The organism is Loktanella sp. F6476L, from assembly GCF_023015725.1.
Taxonomy (GTDB): domain Bacteria; phylum Pseudomonadota; class Alphaproteobacteria; order Rhodobacterales; family Rhodobacteraceae; genus Yoonia.
In genome coordinates this window covers 86,689-104,362 of the sequence record NZ_JALKAR010000008.1, presented here as the reverse complement: position 1 = coordinate 104,362, position 17,674 = coordinate 86,689, and the positions used below count along the sequence as shown (strand labels likewise).

The following is a 17,674-nucleotide window of genomic DNA, read 5'->3' as shown; positions in this document are numbered from 1 at the left end:
CAGATGAGCGTTAAATTACAAGCCGATCACAGCGCGTACTGGAAATAAACAAGCGTACTGAGGTGAAAGTAACCCGCGCCCAGACATCCAAGGGTGCCGACAATCGCGACACCCACGTCAAAACGAGTCGGCATGACGCTTTTGTACCAAATGCGTCCGGTCAACAACACGACGGGTATCAGAACAAACAGCGCAACATACCAACCGCTAAACAGAAAAATCGGGTGCGCAATCAGCACGGCAAACGGGCAAATCGCACCCCAGATCAAAAGCAAAAACGCTGCTACAAATGGATAAATCGAATACATGTTCGCAACCTACACGCGTCCCTTGGGCTTATCCACCACTTGATCGCATCCCCCAAGACGTGCGACGGTTTTACAAAGAAACAAAAGCGGGCACCAATGGCAGAACACACCGAAGCGCTTGATCTTGCGGTTGAACCACGTGATCTTGAGGTCGATCAGATCATTGATGTCGGGCAAAGTTTGCTGGTCCGCGCCGAGGCGCTTTTCGATAGTCTTTTCCGTCCATGGAACCTTTACCAGATCGCCATTGCGGTCGGTCTGTTTGCGGTCGCTCATGTTCTTAGGGCCGTTCTAGGTCCGCATATCCGAACATGGATGGCGAACCGCGAAAACTGGCCGAAATGGCGTATTCGTATCCTTGTTGTCATCCATCAACGGCTGCGCCCGATCTTCTACGTCGCGCTTTTGTGGCTGACCGTATTTGCGTTGCGTGAATGGACATGGCCAAGCCGCAGTTACCTGCTGAGCATTGTTGCGACGCTGGCATTTGCTTGGCTCTTCATCGTTTTTGTGACCCGCCTGATCAAAAGCCCGTTTTTGCGCAAATTTGTGCGTTACGGCGCGTGGATTTACGCGACCTTAGAAATTTTGGACCTCGTGGGGGAAGCCGAAACGCTTTTGGATAGCGCAGGTTTTAGCGTGGGGTCGGTTCGGTTTTCCCTGCTGCTGCTCGTCCAAGCGATTGTCATCCTGAGCGTGTTGATCGCAGTCGCGCGGCTACTGACCACGTCCACATCAAACAAAATTCGCCAGAACGAAGACATCAGCCCGTCGATGCAAGTTCTGATCGTGAAGATGCTGCAAATCGGGTTCTACGGCATAGCGTTTTACGCAGGCGTCAAAGCGATTGGCATTGATCTGACCGGCCTCGCGGTCCTGTCCGGTGCGATTGGTGTGGGTCTTGGTTTTGGTCTGCAAAAGGTCGTGTCGAACCTAGTGTCCGGCGTGATTATTCTGCTCGATAAATCGGTGAAACCGGGGGATGTGATCAGCCTTGGCACGACGTTCGGCTGGATCAATTCATTGGGCGCGCGCTACGTGTCCGTAGTCACCCGCGACGGGAAGGAATATTTGATCCCGAACGAGGATTTGATTACGGGCCAAGTGGTCAACTGGTCCCATTCAAACGATTTTGTCCGGCTCGATATCTATTTCGGGACCGCCTACCACGACAACCCGCGCGAAGTGCGCCGCATCGCGATTGAAGCCGCGAAAAGCGTGGACCGCGTCCTGACCACCCGCCCCGCCGTGTGCCATATCGTCGGTTTTGGCGACAGTTCGGTGGACTACATTCTGCGGTTCTGGATTTCCGACCCGACGGGCGGCCTGACCAACATTCGGGGGAATGTGTACCTCGCGCTTTGGGACGCGTTCGAGGAAAACGGCATTTCGATCCCATTCCCGCAGCGTGAGGTTAAAGTATTGGAAGGCGGTCCGATAAAACCGCCAAGCGTTGCATTGGATTAAGCGTCACCGTCGGACGGCGCGGCCTCCAACAAATCACCTGGTTGGCAATCAAGTGCTGCGCAAATCTTTGCCAGCGTTTCGAACCTGATCCCTTTGACTTTGCCAGATTTTAGAAGGCTGAGGTTTTGTTCAGTGATCCCAATTTCCGCGGCCAGATCGCGCGATTTCATTTTGCGCATGGCCAGCATCACATCAAGACGGACGATGATTTCCATTAGACGAATGCCTTGTTTTCAGCTGCTGCACTTGCGGCTTCGCGCATGGCCCAACCGATGACGGTCATCAAGCCTGCTGCAATCAAAAAACCAAGCATGTCGCTGTTGAGCCCAACAGAAATTGCGCGTTCTCCGGCCGGATTTGCCCATGTAAGAATGACCGATTGCACGGGGATCAATATCATTTCGATCAATGCGACCCCCATAAAACCAACGCCGATCCGTTGGATAAAGCCTGCGGATTGATCCGTCAGCACGGCCCCCTTTTTGTAGCACCCGAACAGGCGCCGCATTTGATCAAGCGTCCAGACCCAAACGGCCAGCGACAACAGCCCCGCGAGCATCGACAGCCAGATCAGATGATAGGGGATGTCGGGGGTGACCGCAAATGCCGGAAACTTTTGCTGCAAGGTTTCAGCGGTTGGGAAGGTCAGGATCAGTCCAGCGATAGTTCCAATGACGACAAACGCCATCACGACGATTGTCGCGATATAGAGCGGTCCGGCGAGGCGTCGCACACGATCAACTTGCATTTCAGAATCCTCTTTTCATTTCTAAAATTTATCGTAAAACAATAAAATATACCTGTCAAAGGAGATTCTTATGAAGTCGATCATACTCGCCCTATCCATTGCGCTAGGTTTTGCACTGCAAGGCTGTGGGACCGTGGTTTTGTCCACGGTTGCAGCGCTGAACGCCACGTCCCCTCTCACCGCCGATCCTGCCGGGTTTGAAGTCGCCGTTGATATGCCTGAAGGCGGTGATATCGCGCCGGATGGTGCAACGATCAATCTGTTCATGTCCCACACAGTGCTTGGTGAGGACGTTACTGAAACCTATGTTTTACAGCGCCGCCAGTCTGCCGATGGACGCATTCTATTCCGCATCAATCCGCGTGATTTGGACATGGTTCGGGCCTTTCAGACCAAGGCGCGCACATGGGAAGCCAATGATCCTGACGCATCATCGGGCGGTTTCGGTGTTTCAGTTGTTGCCTGTTCTGTGGGCGACGGTCCTGCCGACGACGCCACGTTTTCTGTATCGATTCGCACGCAGGTCGATGGCGGTTTCATGCCTTTAATCCGCAATGCACGTGTCATGGATGCCATTGAGGCTGTCGAAGATCTTGATGATGATGCACAAAACCTTCCAGCGGCCCGTTGCGAATAACCAAATGGGTTGGTTGAAAAAGGCTGATTTGGTTGATAAATGGGAGTCAGGCAACCGCGCCGAGCCTCCCATTCTTCCCTTTTGACGGCGCGCGACGGAGGACAATGTTCTGTCTTTATCCCCATCGGTTGCAGATGCAGCCATTCGTGGAGCGGTCACAATGACCGGCGCCCAGACCGCTGACAGCGAAACGCTTCTCGCGGCGATCCTGAAATCACTTGATGACGACAAAGGTGAAGATGTTGTGCAGATCAACCTGCGCGGCAAGTCCGAGATGGGTGACTACATGGTCATCGCATCAGGTCGGTCCACCCGTCAGGTGTCTGCCATGTCCGAAAAGCTAGCGGACAAACTGAAGGCCGAATTTGGCGTCCTTTCGAAGATCGAAGGTAAAGACACAGGCGACTGGGTCTTGATCGATACAGGCGACGTCATCGTACATATTTTCCGCCCTGAAGTCCGCGAGTTCTATCAGTTGGAAAAAATGTGGACACCGGGTTCCGGCCCTGTTGAGGCGCCTGCGGCAATCGACTGATGCGCGTTCATATCTGCGCTGTGGGCCGCTTGCGAAAGGGGCCCGAGCGCGACCTTTACGACGATTATCTGACCCGGTTTGACCGCACGGGTCGCGCCCTTGCCCTTGGCCCTGCGAAACTGATCGAGGTCGAGGATAAGAAAGGCGGCGGCATGCCTGCAGAGGCTGCTTTGCTCGAACGTGCTATTCCGACCGGATCATTGATCTGCACAATGGATGAACGCGGCGATGTCATGTCATCCCCTGCTTTTGCGAAACGTTTGGGGCAATGGCGTGATCAAGGTCGCAGCGACCTGACTTTTGTGGTTGGCGGCGCCGATGGGATTGATCCAAGCCTACGTGCCCGCGCTGATGCGTCCTTGAGTTTTGGTAAAATGGTTTGGCCCCACATGCTGGTCCGCGTGATGTTGGCCGAACAATTGTATCGTGCCGCATCGATCCTATCGAATGGCCCGTATCACCGCGCCTGAGGGAGCCTCCGGCGGGGATATTTGCAGCCAAAAGACGCCCGCGTCGGTTTTCCTTTTGTGATGGATCGGATAGACGCGATGTAAGCCCAGAAGGAGTTTGAGATGACTGCGCCGAAACCTGTTGTACTGTGTATTTTGGATGGTTGGGGATTACGTGACGATCGCGAGGGCAACGCCCCGTTGCTGGCGCGTACCCCGCATTTTGACCGCATCATGCAAGGTCCGAACGCCCAATTGTTGACCCACGGACCGGACGCCGGTTTGCCGAGCGGCCAAATGGGTAATTCCGAGGTTGGTCATACGAACATTGGCGCGGGCCGCGTTGTTGCGATGGATTTGGGCCAGATTGACCTGTCGATTGAAGACGGCAGCTTTGCGAGCCAAGACGCAATTGTCGCGTTTATTGCCAAGATGAAAGACACAGGTGGCACGGCCCATTTGATGGGCGTGATGTCGGATGGTGGTGTGCACGGACACGTCGCACATATCATCGCGGCCGCTGAAGCATTGGACGATGCGGGTGTTCCGACTGTGCTGCATGCGATTACGGACGGGCGGGATGTTGCCCCGGCTTCGGCGCTCGACTTCCTATCTGTTTTGCGCGCTGAACTGCCAGAGGCGGTTGAAATCGTGACTGTGATTGGCCGTTACTTTGCGATGGACCGCGACAATCGGTGGGAGCGCGTCGAGACGGCTTATAACGCGATGGTTCTGGGTCAGGGCGAAGCCACGGCGGAAGATCCCGAAGTGGCGATTGAACAGGCTTATGATGCCGACAAAACGGATGAATTTATTCCGGCCACTGTCGTTGATGGCTACGCAGGATTTGCAAAGGGCGACGGGTTGTTCTGCCTGAATTTCCGGTCAGACCGCGCGCGCGAAATCCTTGCCGCGATTGCTGATCCAGATTTTGACGGGTTTGCCCGCGACATGCCTGAACTCAGCGCGAAACTTGGCATGGTCGAATATTCCGACAAGCACACCGCATGGTTCGAAACCGTATTCCCCAAACGCGTGATCCCGAACACATTGGGCGAATGGGTGTCCAAGCAGGGCAAGACCCAGTTCCGTTTGGCCGAAACCGAAAAGTACCCGCACGTGACGTTCTTCCTGAACGGCGGCATCGAGGTGCCAGCGGAAGGCGAAAACCGTTTCATGCCGAAATCTCCGAAAGTGGCCACCTATGACATGCAGCCAGAAATGTCGTCTGGTGAAGTCACCGATGCCTTTGTCGGCGCGATCAACGACGGCTACGACATGATCGTCACAAATTTCGCGAACCCTGACATGGTTGGCCATACCGGTGATATCGATGCCGCCGTTGCCGCCTGTGAGGCTGTTGATCGTGGGTTAGGCAAAGTGCTGGCCGCGTTGGAAGCCGCTGGCGGCGCGATGATCGTCACCGCAGACCACGGCAATTGCGAAACGATGATTGATCCGGAAACCGGCGGCGCGCACACGGCCCACACAACAAACCCTGTCCCCGTCGCGTTGGTGGGGGGGCCTGATGGTGTCACGTTACGCAATGGCCGGCTTGCTGATCTTGCCCCGACTGTGCTGGACCTGATGGAACTGCCGCAGCCGGAAGAAATGACGGGTCAGACCCTGATCGTGAGATGATACGCGCAACCCTTCTTTTGTTGGCTCTTGCGGGGCCTGTTTTCGCGCAAGACAATCCTGCCACGGCGGCCCGTGCGGCGGCCGAACAGTTGACCCGTGCGGGCATTGCGATGTCCGAAGCGTCCGGCGGGCGTAACCGTGTTGCGGCATTGACCGAAGCCGTCAAAGGCTACGAAGAAGGGTTGATCGCCATGCGCGACGGGTTGCGCCGTGCAGCGATCAGGCAGCAGACGCTGGAAACATCGCTGGCATTAAAATCCGCCGAAATCGGCGAGCTGTTGGGCGTATTACAGTCGATCAGTCGCGCCCCTGCCCCGTTGCTGATGTTGCATCCGAATGGCCCAACGGGCACAGCCCGATCTGGTATGATCGTCGCCGAAGTCACGCCTGCGTTGCATGCCGAAGCGGATGCTTTGAAGACGCAGTTGGAAGAATTAGCCGTGTTGCGTCTGCTGCAAGAGACCGCAGAGGAAACGCTGACCCTTGGTCTGCAAGGTGCCCAGTCTGCGCGGGCCGCATTAAGCCTTGCGATCCAAGAGCGGACTGATCTGCCGAAGCGATTTGTCGAAGATCAGGTGCAAACCGCGTTGCTGTTGGCCAGTACCGATACGTTGGATAGTTTTGCCGCTGGTATTAGCGATGCCACACTGACCGGCCCAAAGAATACAGATGCATTGGCCGCGAAGGGCGATCTGTCCCTTCCTGTGCAGGGCCAGATTTTGCGTGGGTTCAATAGCCCTGATGCCGCCGGTGTAACGCGACCCGGTGTTATCGTGGCCGCCCGTCCCCGCGCCCTTGTGACCAGCCCGACACCTGCGACGATCCTGTTTCGTGGTCCCCTGCTGGACTACGGAAATGTTGTGATTATTGAACCCACTGCTGACGTGATGTTCATCTTTGCGGGCCTCGCAGAGGTCTACGGCGAGGTCGGTGAAATCATCAATGCGGGCGCCCCATTGGGTCTTTTGGGCGGATCATCGCCGCAATCTGACGCGGAATTGACCGAAATTGCGCGATCATTAGATGGAACACAGTCACAAACGCTTTATCTTGAAGTCAGAGACGGGCAAACTCCGGTCAATCCAGCGACGTGGTTCGCGATAGAATAAGACAAAAAACGGGAAGACGTATGAAACAGCTGATGACCGCCGCAGTGGGCGGAAGCCTTTTGGGACTGATCGCAACGACGCAGATCGCAGGCCCGTTGATCGCGCAGGAAGCGCAGAATAATGCGTCTGTTTACGAACAGTTGGACCTGTTTGGTGACATCTTTGAACGTATCCGTGCGGGTTACGTTGAAGACGTTGAAGAAAAGGACCTGATTGAGGCGGCCATTAACGGCATGTTGACGTCGCTTGATCCGCATTCGTCTTATTTGTCCGCAGAAGATGCGGCCGCGATGCGGGTTCAGACGCGTGGTGAATTTGGCGGTCTTGGGATCGAAGTGACCCAAGAAGAAGGTTTCGTCAAAGTCGTGTCCCCGATGGACGGCACCCCTGCGGATGCTGCTGGCATTCTGGCGGGCGATTTCATCACGGCAGTGGATGGCGAAAGCGTTCTGGGTCTGACTTTGGACGACGCAGTTGACCTGATGCGCGGCCCTGTTGGGTCCGAAATTATCATCACCGTGGTTCGCGAAGGCGAGATTGAGCCGTTCGAGGTTTCTATCGTTCGCGACACGATCAAATTGACTGCCGTCCGTCACCGGACCGAAGGCAATGCCGTTGTTCTGCGTGTGACCACATTTAACGATCAGACATTCCCGAACCTGCAAGAAGGCCTGCGCGAGCAAGTCGAAGAAGCAGGTGGCATCGACAACATCGATGGCGTGATCCTTGATCTGCGCAACAACCCCGGTGGTTTGTTGAACCAAGCGATTTACGTGTCCGACGCGTTCCTTGAAGCAGGCGAAATCGTATCGACGCGTGGTCGCGACCCTGAAGATGGGGATAGGTACAACGCGCAGCCAGGTGATCTGGCGGAAGGGAAACCGATTGTCGTGCTGATCAACGGTGGCTCTGCTTCTGCGTCCGAAATCGTGGCAGGTGCGTTGCAAGACCATCGTCGGGCGATTGTGGTTGGAACGAAATCCTTTGGTAAAGGGTCCGTTCAGACCGTTGTGCCATTACAAGGCGAAGGGGCGATGCGTCTGACGACGGCACGTTATTACACTCCGTCAGGGCGTTCGATCCAAGCCTTAGGCATTTCGCCTGACATCATCGTCGAACAGCCGCGCCCTGCACCTGTTGATCCGGATGCGGAAGAGGAAACATCACGTCAGTTCCGGTCAGAGGCAGATCTGCGCGGATCGCTGGATAACGACAGTCTGACAGAAGATGAGATCGATCAAATCGAAGCGGATCGGGCACGCGCCGAAACCGCAGCGCAGTTGCGCGAAGACGATTATCAACTGGCCTATGCCATCGACATCCTCAAAGGTCTCAACGCCCTTGGTCCCGTCGCGGACTAAGATCGGTTAACCAATGTGAAGAAGGCGTAACCGTGGTTGCGCCTTTTTTCATTGGTGCCGCGTAATTTTCAGGCACGCACCCGCATGCAATCAATTAACTGAAAATTCATAGCAACGCGCTATGTTCACGATGAGCCGCGGTAGACAGTTTGTGTTTTTACGATGTTGCGGCCGAAACATACGGGGTGAGTTCGACAAATTTGGCGATCCATGACAGTGTTGTGCAGCTGTACAATCACCGCGCGACTGAAACCTAAAGTGGTGTTTGACGACCAATGTTACGACTGCCTTGACCGACGGAATGTTCACCTCATGAGTTCTATAATCAAATCGGATATTACAGCCGCGCCGGTTACCCGCATGAGGGACAGGTTGGACCCGTTCGACAATTTCAATGCGTCAACACGCGCTTTGCTTGCCTTGGATGCAGGCAGAATGGGCTGCTGGTCAGTGAACCTAGTGACCGAACAGGTATTGGGCGACCGTTTCATCGCAAATCTTCTGGGTCTCGATTACGATGCGCAGCCGTGGTCGCTTGCGGATGGGTTTGACCTAATCGATCCTATTGATCTGGACCGTGTTCAGGCCATCGTCGCCAAGGCTATAAGCGGTGAAACCCCGACCTACGATGTTGAATACCGCAGGCGTCGCGCTGACCCGAGCATGCCGGTTCAATGGCTGGGTGCGCGGGCGCAAATCACCGAGTGGGCCGAGGATGGCACGGCTTTGCGTGCTGTCGGCGTCAGTTGGGATGCGACGGAACAAAAGGTTGGCGAAGAAAAACTGGCTATCATGGCTGCCGAAATGGACCACAGAGTCAAGAACGCCTTTGCGGTAATCCGTGCTTTGATCAATCTTGGTGATCGCACCACAGACAGCAAAGACGAATTTGTCACGACGCTGCGATCCCAGGTCGAAGCGATGGCAATGGCCCATGCCGTATCGGCGCGCATGGCGCGTACGACGGCGGATGCGGATTCGCTGTTGGGCATTCATGATATTATCGTATCGTCGTTGAAACCGTGGTTAACGGATAAGCAGGACGCCCCTGCCCGTGTCCATATTGATTGCGACCCCGCGCTGATGATTCATCCGCGCAAAGTGTCGCCCTTGGCCATGGTTCTTTACGAAATATCGACGAACGCGACCAAGTATGGCCCGCTTTCCACACCGGTCGGTGAAATCCACATTGCGGTGACGCCAATGGCCGACGACATGGTCCGGCTTGTGTGGTCCGAAACATCGGACACGCGAGATGCGCAACCTGAAGCGCAAAGCGGATTTGGAACAGTTTTGTTGGAAAACTGCGCGATCAACCTTGGCGGCACAGTCACAAAAGAGATGAAGCCGCAGGGGCTTCACCTCGAATTGTTGATGAACGTCGCTGGATAAGCGGCGCAAAACCTAGGCTTTGGCGCGCTCACCTTTTGGATCATAGAACGGCTTAAGCTGCGCTTCGGCCTTGACCCGCGTGCCCATGATATCAATTTCATATGAACTGGCCAGCATATCGGCGACTTTTTCACCGGCTTCGCTACATGGCACGTAGCCCATCCCAATCGCCGCCCCGACGTGGTGCCCATAGCCACCGGATGACAGGTAACCGCAGACCTTCCCGTCCCGCAGGATCGGTTCGTTATGGTAAAGAAGCGGTTCAGGATCGGTCAGTTTGAATTGCACGAGGCGATGGGTCAGACCCGTTTCGCGTTTGCGCAATACCGCGTCCCGTCCAATGAATTCCGGTTTGTCCGTTTTCACCGCAAACCCCAATCCGGCCTCTAACACGTGATCTTCGGAAGTAATGTCGTGGCCGAAATGACGGAACCCTTTTTCCATCCGGCAGGTGTCCATCATGTGCATGCCGCACAATCGCATCCCGAAATCGTGGCCCGCCGCCGCGATCACTTCGAACACGTGACCACATTGATCGGCTGGCACGTAGACCTCCCAGCCGAGTTCCCCGACGTAGGTGACCCGATGCACACGTGCCGTGCCCATGCCGATTTCGATGTCCTGCGCTGTTCCGAATGGGTTGTTTTCGTTTGAGAAATCGTTCGGCGACACAGCCTGAAGCAACTCGCGTGATCGTGGCCCCATGATGGCCAAAATGCCTTCGCCCGCTGTCACGTCGGTGATGACAACGTTGAAATTGCCCTTGTTGCGCCGCATCCACGTCTGGTCGGCAATCCGTGTGGCCGCAGGCGTCACCACGAGGAAACAGTCCGGTTCGATCCGCGTGACCGTCACGTCGGCTTCGATTCCGGCTGTGGAATTCAGGAACTGCGTGTAAACGATTTTACCAACGGGGACGTCGTAATTGCCGCCTCCGATGTAGTTCATAAAGGCCATCGCATCAGGCCCTTCGACCCGAATTTTGCCGAACGATGACATGTCGTACATGCCCACATTCTGGCGGACGGCCATATGTTCTTCGCGTACGTTGTCAAAGAAGTTCTGGCGCGACCAAGAATATTCGTACTGCGCTTCTTGCGCTTCGCGCGCGAACCAATTCGCGCGTTCCCAGCCAGCAAGTTCACCCATCACCGCGCCGCGTTCGAGCAGGTGGTGATGGAACGGTGTCCGACGCACTCCGCGCGCGGTTGCTTTTTGGCGGAACGGAAAATGGTCGGCGTAAAGCAGGCCAAGGGATTCCTTGGACCGTTCGAACAGATAGGTTTTGTTGCCTTGGAACGGCTGCATCCGGCTGATGTCCACGTCGCCCAGATCGAACGGTTTTTCGCCGCTGTCCATCCATTGCGACAGCGCCATTCCAGCCCCACCAGCCGATTGGATACCGATGGAATTGAAGCCTGCTGCGACCCACACGTTGTCCATTTCTGGCGCGAGACCAAGATGGTACGCGTCGTCGGGCGTGAAGGATTCAGGACCGTTGAAGAAGGTGTGGATGCCGGCCTCTGCCAACATTGGCAGGCGTTCGACGGCCTGTTCTAGGATCGGTTCGAAGTGATCGAAATCTTCGGGCAGCTGGTCGAATTCGAAATCTTTCGGGATGCCATCCATCGCCCAAGGTTTGGCGTTGGGTTCAAACGCCCCGAGCAGGATTTTACCTGCATCTTCTTTATAATAGGCACATTCGTCCGGCACCCGTAGCACTGGCATTTGCGTCAGGTTCGGGATGTTTTCGGTGACGATGTAGAAGTGTTCGCAGGCATGCAAAGGCACGTTCGTGCCCAGCATTTTGCCGACCTGATGGCCCCACATCCCGCCGCAGTTCACGACCATATCGCAGGCGATATGCCCTGCTTCGCCGTCTTGTTCCCAATCAACACCGGTGATCCGACGACCATCTTTTTTGACGCCTGTGACCAGCGTCCGTTCGATCACTTGCGCTCCGTTTTGCCGTGCACCTTTTGCCAATGCCAACGCGATGTTGGCAGGATCACCCTGCCCGTCCAGCGGCAGGTAAACGCCAGCAGTTACGCCGTCGATGTTGAGGTGTTCGTAGCGGTTTTTGACCTCTGTCGGGCTGATTTCTTCGACATCGACGCCGAACGCGCGGGCCATGCCTGCTTGGCGGTAGATTTCTTCTTTGCGTTCTTCGGTCAGCGCCACGGTGATTGATCCGTTGCGTTTGAAACCTGTTGCGACGCCTGTTTCCGCTTCGAGATTCCCGTAGAGTTCTTGCGAATATTTCGCGAGCTTGGTCATGTTTGACGTCGCCCGCAGCTGCGCAATCAAGCCTGCCGCGTGCCACGTTGTCCCTGACGTCAGCTGTTTGCGTTCCAGCAGCACAACGTCTTTCCAGCCAAGTTTTGCAAGGTGATAGGCAACAGAGCAACCGATCACGCCGCCGCCAATAATGACGACGCGGGCTTTGCTAGGTGGGGTGGCCATGGCGACAGAATCCTTCCGCAAATATGTCTGTGCAAAAGGTGGCACGACGGGCCGGATTCGATCCATCAAAATGCGTCAAAGATGGCGCAAAATACCCATTTCAACGCAAACTACTTTGTGCGCCCTTTGCGCCGTGCCGCGTTTGGCGTCATCCCGAATGTCGCTTTGTAGATTGCCGAAAAACCGGACGGAAAACCGCAGGCCAGACCGATTTCATTGATCGACATATCGGTGTTGAGCAGCAGGTTATTTGCCTTCCCAAGCCGCAGTTCGCGGTAATAGCCATTGGGCGTGGTCCGCAGAACCGAATGGAATTTCCGTTCGAGTGATCGTTTGGAAACGCCGGTTTGATCCGCGATTTCAGCGATAGGCAACGGGAATTCGATATTGGCCTGCATCAGGCTGACGCAGGTATCCAGATCCGCGTCCCCCGTTGCCAATGCCGCACGACCCGCGAAGGGCTGCAACGTGTTGTAGTGACGGATGCGTTCATGCAGCAGGATATCCGCGATGGTCATCATCGTGGCCGACGACAAATGCTGCGCTGCGATGGACAGCGTGACATCCACGGTCGCCCCCATACCAGCGCAGGTCACAATCGCACCCGCATCGACGGCAAGCGCGGATTTGGTGTCAAACAGGCCGAGCCGTTCCAGCAAAACCGCCCGATTTTCCCAATGCGTGGTGTGCTTTGCCCCGTCTTCACGTTTGTCCGCGATATAGCGACTTGCCGCTTCGGACAGCAAAATGACCCGTGCTTGGCGGGTTGTGTAGCTAGATAGAACCGCCCCTAGGGATAACGCTGGATGGTTAGCATCCGCATTGCCCAAAACAAACGCGTAGTCCGCCGCAGAGCGTTGATGCAGTGACACCGTATCAACAACCGCGTCGCTGCTGCTGCTGATGTAACCGCCGGATGTCGACCGATAGGTCCATTGGAACACCTCGCGGTTACTGATCCGGTTCGCCAAGCGCAACACATCCACAACCCCGGCCAATTCCGTCAACACATACCCGCCTGCGACAATGATGTCGCAAACGATGGGCTGTTGGGCGGCGGCCGAAGATGTGGTTGGTGCCATGTGTCAGACGATCCTATGTCCTGCTTCGCGCAGTTTGTCGGCGATGGTTTGGATATGTTTCGGCCCAACTTCGCAGCATCCGCCAACGATTGTTGCCCCTTGCGCGACCCAATTCATAACATGCGCGGCATATGCGTCTGGGCCCATATCCTTGCGTTCTTCGAGCGCATCAACGGTTGGCTTTGCCCCAAGGAAGTCCTTGGTAATCATTGTGAACGCGTTTGCATAACCGCCAAAAGGTTTACCCGATTGCGCCAGAATAGGCATCGCCGCGTCTAATGCTTCGGGGGCGGAACAGTTCGCCAAAAGCGCCGCGGCATCGCCACATACGTCAATTACATCAGCCAAAGGTTCGCCGGACCGCAGTATTGTGCCGTCTTGATCGTTGAGCGTGAACGCCATCCAAACAGGTTTTCCGGCAGTCATTGCACCCGCCAGAACCGACTGCGCGTGGCTGACCGATGCGACTGTTTCGCAGATGATCAGGTCGACCGATGCTTTCAGCAGTTCGGCGACCTCTGCGTACAACGGAACTGCTGTATCATGATCAGGGTGAATGTCGGGGCGGTAAGACGCGATCAGCGGACCGATTGCCCCTGCGATTTGCGTGCCATCCCGTTTGACGTCCGTGGCCTCTTTCAAGGCTGTTTTCATCAGCGCTTCGAAATCGTTTTCCAGTTCGGTGCCAACAAGCCTGTCGCGGTGAATAGCATAGGTGTTTGTGGTCGCGATCGTGGCACCGGCATCAAAGTAGTCGGTATGCACCTGACCCACCAAACCGGGATATTTGGACATCACATGTGTGGACCAAAGCGGGGTTGGTTTGTCGTCCGTGCGGTGAACCAATTCTTGGCCCATGCCGCCGTCAAGAAGGATGATATCGCGAGTCATGTCAGGGTCGCTTTCGTAGATAAGGGGCGAAGATTGCCGCCCCTTATAGTTTTTTCATGGGACGTCAATCATCACGCCCGAATGCGGGTATTATCGGCATCCCACAGCGGTGCGTCTTCATGCACGGTGGCCGTGTAACGTTTGCCGTAGATCGCAACTTCGACCTGCGTGCCGGGCGTGTTCAGGTCGGTCCGCAACATCCCCAAAGCGATGGATTTACCCACGCGGAAGCCCCAGTCGCCGGACGTTGTTTCGCCAACGACGTCGTCACCATGCATGATCGGCGACATGTAAGGCGCGTCTGCTGGTGGCACGTCGTCAAAGGTCAGTGTGCAGAACATCTTTTTGCTACCTTGCTGCTTTTCAGCCAACAATGCGGCTTTGCCCGGGAAATCCTGTTCTTTGTTGAACCGGATGAACCGTTCCATCCCGCCTTCGAGCAGGGTGTAGTCGGTGGACAAATCGCCCTTCCACGTCCGGTACCCTTTTTCGATCCGCATGGCGTTCAGCGCGAACATGCCAAATGGCTTGGCGCCTGCATCACGGATTGCGGTGTAGACGGGTGCTGCATCGTCGAACTTGGTATGGACTTCCCAACCGAGTTCGCCGCCAAAGTTGATACGGAACAGTTTGCAGTCCTTGCCTGCGACAACCGCGTCCTGAATTGTCAGCCATCCCAGCGACAAATCACCATCGCTGATCTGCGCCATCAGGCCGCGTGACTTTTCGCCTGATACAAGATGCGTTGACCATTCTTTGGTGATGTCCGTCATCGTCAGACCCGGTGCAAGGCGGCCTTTGAGGAATTCAAAGTCATGCCATTGCGCCACGGCAGCCGTCATCAGCCAGAAATCATCTTCGCCCCAACGGATGATCGTAACCTCTGTGACGATCCGCCCGCGTGTGTCGGTGAAGTACCCAAGGTTCATGCGGCCCGCTTTTGGCAAAGCCCCCGCGATTTGGGTGCGCAGCCATTCAGCCGCACCTTCACCCGTCAGCGCATAACGCGAGAAACCGGGCATATCGAGAACCGCGACATCGTTTGTCGCGGCGTCCACTTCACGGGCTACGCCTGCTTTCCATGGGCCTTCGCGTTCCCATGTCTCGGTAGATTCAACGGACGTGTCTTCGCCGTCTTCGGCGAACCAAGTCGCCCGTTCCCAACCGTTGTAGGCCCCCATTTGCGCCCCATCAGCGATCAGGCGGTCATGATTTGGCGAATGCTTTTTGTCGCGGCCCGCTGGCCACATTTTGTGCGGGAAATGCATGCCGTATTCGTGGCCGTAGGTTTCCAGCGCTTTGGCTTCGCAATAGTCCGCATCGGCGTAATCGGTGTAACGACGCGGGTCGACGGCCCACATATCGATTTCGGTTTCACCGTTGATCAGCCATTCGGCCATCACTTTACCGGCCCCACCGCCCTGAACGATGCCGAAGGTGAAGGAATGCGCCTCAAACGCGTTCGTCACACCGGGCATCGGGCCGATCATCGGCAGACCGTCGGGCGCATAGGGAATCGGACCGTTGATATTGCGGCCAACACCAGCAGTGCCAAGGACAGGCACACGTTCCATCGCGTCTTCGATATACCATTCCAGACGTTCTAGATCATCTGGGTACAGCTGGAAGCTAAAGTCATGCGGCATCGGATCGTCTTTGGTTGTCCAATGCGCCTTACAGTTTTTCTCGTATGGCCCGAGGTTCAGACCGTTCTTGTCCTGACGCAGGTAATAGCTGCTGTCCACATCGCGGATCATTGGGGTTTTCTTACCGTTCTCTTTGGTCCACGCAGCGATTTCGTCTATTTCTTCGGTCAGGAAATACTGGTGAGACATGACGGTCAGCGGCACATCTCGACCGCCGTATGGCTTGAACCATTCACCAACGCGGGCGGCGTAGTAACCAGCGGCGTTGACGACTTTGTCGCAGGTGATGTCGCCCTTTTCGGTATGCACGATCCATTCGCCGGACGGCTTTTGCGTCACCCCAGTCGCGGGGCAGAATCGTTCGATCCGTGCGCCCAGATCGCGGGCACCTTTCGCCAGAGCTTGGGTCAACTGGGCCGGATCAATGTCGCCGTCCAATGGATCCCACAACACCGCCGACAGGTCGTGCGTTTCAATGAACGGGTTGAAGTTCTTCATGTCTTCGATGCCGATCATCTCGAGCGGCAGGCCCATCGCGCGCGCCTGTGCGCAGACCTGTTCGAATTCCTGTTTACGTTCTTTGGTGTGCCCCAAACGCAGCGCGCCCGTGACGTGGTAGTTCATCGGATAATCAACGTCGTCCGCCAGCGTCCGGTACATGTCCAGCGAATACCGCTGCATGTTCATCACGGCCCAGTTCGGCGCGAAGTTCGGGCAGTTGCCCGCGGCATGCCACGTAGAGCCCGCCGTCAATTCGTTCTTTTCGAGCAGAACACAATCGGTCCAGCCTTCTTTCGCCAAATGGTACAGCGTCGATACGCCAACCACTCCGCCGCCGATGATGACGACACGCGCCGTTGTTGGAAAATCTGACATGATACCTCCCTAGTGTGTATCCAGTTGGGGCGCATCGCCCGCTATTTCGTAATAATTGCCTTTGTCAGCGACAAAGATGTGTTTGCCGGGCTTTAGCCCTGCATCATCGTCCAAACAGCCTGCCGCGATCCCAAGATCGTCTTTGCCGGTCAGGCGGTAAAACAAGGTGGACCCGCAGGTGTTGCAGAAGCCACGTTCGGCCCAACCAGATGACGCGTACCATGCAAGGCCTGCGTCATTGGTGAAGGTAACGGCACTGAACGGCACATGGGTCGATGCCCAAAGGTGGCCGGATAAGCGGCGGCATTGGCTGCAATGGCAAAATGTCACTTCCGGACGCACGGTCGCAGTTTCAAACTTCACCGCACCACATTCGCACTGACCTGTTACCATCTGTCCTATCCCTTAATAGATTGGCGGAGCGATGACCCAGATGACGACACAAGGTTCGTCATGCGGGTTTGCCCAGCGGTACTGATGACCGCGAATGCGAAAACTATCGCCAGCAGTCAGGTGAAAGAGCGTGCCGTCGAGCCACAAATCGAACCGGCCCGACACGATATAACCGACCTCTTGGGTGGGCCGTGAGGCAGGTTCAACAAGGGCAGCATGGGGTTCAAAGACCGAATGGATCATTTCGAAATCATCGGTCAGATCGGGTGACAGCAATTGTTCCGTAGATCCCGCGACGCGCGATCCGATGGGGCGGCGGGCGTCGGCGCGGACGATCAGGCCTTCTTCGCCGGGGGCGGATGCTGTGCGGAATAGGCTGGAGACCGAAACGTCCAGCACCTTTGCCATTGCACGCAGATCGGCAACGGTCGGTTCAGACAGGTCGCGTTCGACCTGACTGAGCCAGCCAACCGATTTGCCGAGCGCGTCGGCCAAAGCGATCAAAGTCATCCCGCGCGCCTTGCGCAATGCACGCAGGTCGGCACCAAGTGTTTGGGCATCAGGGGGGATGTCGTGCTTCATCGGAATCGCATCGCTGGTTTCATTTTCAGCAACGTGACACAGGTCCGTGAAATTTGAAAGCAAAATTTCACCAAGTGGTAGTCTTGGTGAAATT

General features: G+C 56.0%; 17 protein-coding genes. 8 read left to right on the top strand and 9 right to left on the bottom strand.

Annotated features, from left to right (window positions below; genetic code table 11):
• Positions 1 to 26 precede the first annotated feature (26 nt).
• Positions 27 to 308, bottom strand: a complete 282-nt coding sequence (locus MWU61_RS15370) for a hypothetical protein (RefSeq protein WP_247129286.1) — start codon at positions 306 to 308, stop codon at positions 27 to 29.
• A gap of 96 nt (positions 309 to 404) precedes the next feature.
• Between MWU61_RS15370 and MWU61_RS15365 the strand changes: the two genes are divergently transcribed.
• Positions 405 to 1,775, top strand: a complete 1,371-nt coding sequence (locus MWU61_RS15365) for a mechanosensitive ion channel domain-containing protein (RefSeq protein WP_247129285.1) — start codon at positions 405 to 407, stop codon at positions 1,773 to 1,775.
• On the opposite strand, the gene MWU61_RS15360 is transcribed toward MWU61_RS15365, so the two are convergent.
• Together MWU61_RS15360 and MWU61_RS15355 are read right to left on the bottom strand one after the other, a co-directional pair.
• A complete protein-coding gene (locus MWU61_RS15360; protein ID WP_247129283.1) occupies positions 1,772 to 1,990 on the bottom strand; it encodes a helix-turn-helix transcriptional regulator in 219 nt (72 codons plus the stop codon). The two genes, MWU61_RS15365 and MWU61_RS15360, sit on opposite strands and share 4 nt — an antisense overlap.
• Positions 1,990 to 2,523: a DUF2975 domain-containing protein gene (locus tag MWU61_RS15355; protein ID WP_247129282.1), complete on the bottom strand. Its 534-nt coding sequence runs from the start codon at positions 2,521 to 2,523 to the stop codon at positions 1,990 to 1,992. The genes MWU61_RS15360 and MWU61_RS15355 overlap by 1 nt, the downstream gene beginning before the upstream one ends.
• Before the next feature lie 70 nt (positions 2,524 to 2,593).
• On the opposite strand from MWU61_RS15355, the gene MWU61_RS15350 reads away from it, so the two are divergent.
• The 7 genes from MWU61_RS15350 (at position 2,594) to MWU61_RS15320 (ending at position 9,647) form a co-directional block, all read left to right on the top strand.
• Positions 2,594 to 3,160, top strand: a complete 567-nt coding sequence (locus MWU61_RS15350; protein ID WP_247129281.1) for a hypothetical protein — start codon at positions 2,594 to 2,596, stop codon at positions 3,158 to 3,160.
• Positions 3,161 to 3,302: 142 nt separating this feature from the next.
• On the top strand, positions 3,303 to 3,695 hold the full coding sequence (gene rsfS / locus MWU61_RS15345) for a ribosome silencing factor (protein ID WP_348108767.1): 393 nt from the start codon (positions 3,303 to 3,305) through the stop codon (positions 3,693 to 3,695).
• The gene (gene rlmH, locus MWU61_RS15340) at positions 3,695 to 4,165 is read left to right on the top strand and encodes a 23S rRNA (pseudouridine(1915)-N(3))-methyltransferase RlmH (protein WP_247129278.1); all 471 of its coding nucleotides are present in this window, start codon (positions 3,695 to 3,697) and stop codon (positions 4,163 to 4,165) included. Before rsfS ends, rlmH begins: the two co-directional genes overlap by 1 nt.
• A gap of 102 nt (positions 4,166 to 4,267) precedes the next feature.
• A complete protein-coding gene (gpmI, locus tag MWU61_RS15335) occupies positions 4,268 to 5,785 on the top strand; it encodes a 2,3-bisphosphoglycerate-independent phosphoglycerate mutase (protein WP_247129277.1) in 1,518 nt (505 codons plus the stop codon).
• The gene (locus MWU61_RS15330; RefSeq protein WP_247129276.1) at positions 5,782 to 6,894 is read left to right on the top strand and encodes a peptidoglycan DD-metalloendopeptidase family protein; all 1,113 of its coding nucleotides are present in this window, start codon (positions 5,782 to 5,784) and stop codon (positions 6,892 to 6,894) included. Before gpmI ends, MWU61_RS15330 begins: the two co-directional genes overlap by 4 nt.
• 20 nt (positions 6,895 to 6,914) lie before the next feature.
• Positions 6,915 to 8,255 carry a S41 family peptidase gene (locus MWU61_RS15325; RefSeq protein WP_247129275.1) on the top strand — a complete coding sequence of 447 codons (1,341 nt, stop codon included), beginning with the start codon at positions 6,915 to 6,917 and terminating at the stop codon, positions 8,253 to 8,255.
• A gap of 312 nt (positions 8,256 to 8,567) precedes the next feature.
• Complete coding sequence (locus MWU61_RS15320; RefSeq protein ID WP_247129274.1) at positions 8,568 to 9,647, top strand: sensor histidine kinase; 1,080 nt, start codon at positions 8,568 to 8,570, stop codon at positions 9,645 to 9,647.
• Positions 9,648 to 9,659: 12 nt separating this feature from the next.
• On the opposite strand, the gene MWU61_RS15315 is transcribed toward MWU61_RS15320, so the two are convergent.
• From MWU61_RS15315 to MWU61_RS15290, 6 genes are all read right to left on the bottom strand, one after another.
• A complete protein-coding gene (locus MWU61_RS15315; protein ID WP_247129273.1) occupies positions 9,660 to 12,110 on the bottom strand; it encodes an FAD-dependent oxidoreductase in 2,451 nt (816 codons plus the stop codon).
• 110 nt (positions 12,111 to 12,220) lie between these two features.
• Complete coding sequence (locus MWU61_RS15310; protein ID WP_247129272.1) at positions 12,221 to 13,192, bottom strand: helix-turn-helix domain-containing protein; 972 nt, start codon at positions 13,190 to 13,192, stop codon at positions 12,221 to 12,223.
• Between the two features lie 3 nt (positions 13,193 to 13,195).
• Entirely contained in the window at positions 13,196 to 14,083 is an 888-nt protein-coding gene (locus tag MWU61_RS15305; RefSeq protein ID WP_247129271.1) for a homocysteine S-methyltransferase family protein, read from the bottom strand.
• A 71-nt stretch (positions 14,084 to 14,154) separates the two neighbouring features.
• A complete protein-coding gene (locus MWU61_RS15300) occupies positions 14,155 to 16,605 on the bottom strand; it encodes an FAD-dependent oxidoreductase (RefSeq protein WP_247129270.1) in 2,451 nt (816 codons plus the stop codon).
• A 9-nt stretch (positions 16,606 to 16,614) separates the two neighbouring features.
• Positions 16,615 to 16,998, bottom strand: a complete 384-nt coding sequence (locus MWU61_RS15295; protein WP_247129269.1) for a GFA family protein — start codon at positions 16,996 to 16,998, stop codon at positions 16,615 to 16,617.
• 12 nt (positions 16,999 to 17,010) lie between these two features.
• Positions 17,011 to 17,580 carry a helix-turn-helix domain-containing protein gene (locus tag MWU61_RS15290; protein WP_247129268.1) on the bottom strand — a complete coding sequence of 190 codons (570 nt, stop codon included), beginning with the start codon at positions 17,578 to 17,580 and terminating at the stop codon, positions 17,011 to 17,013.
• Positions 17,581 to 17,674 lie beyond the last annotated feature (94 nt).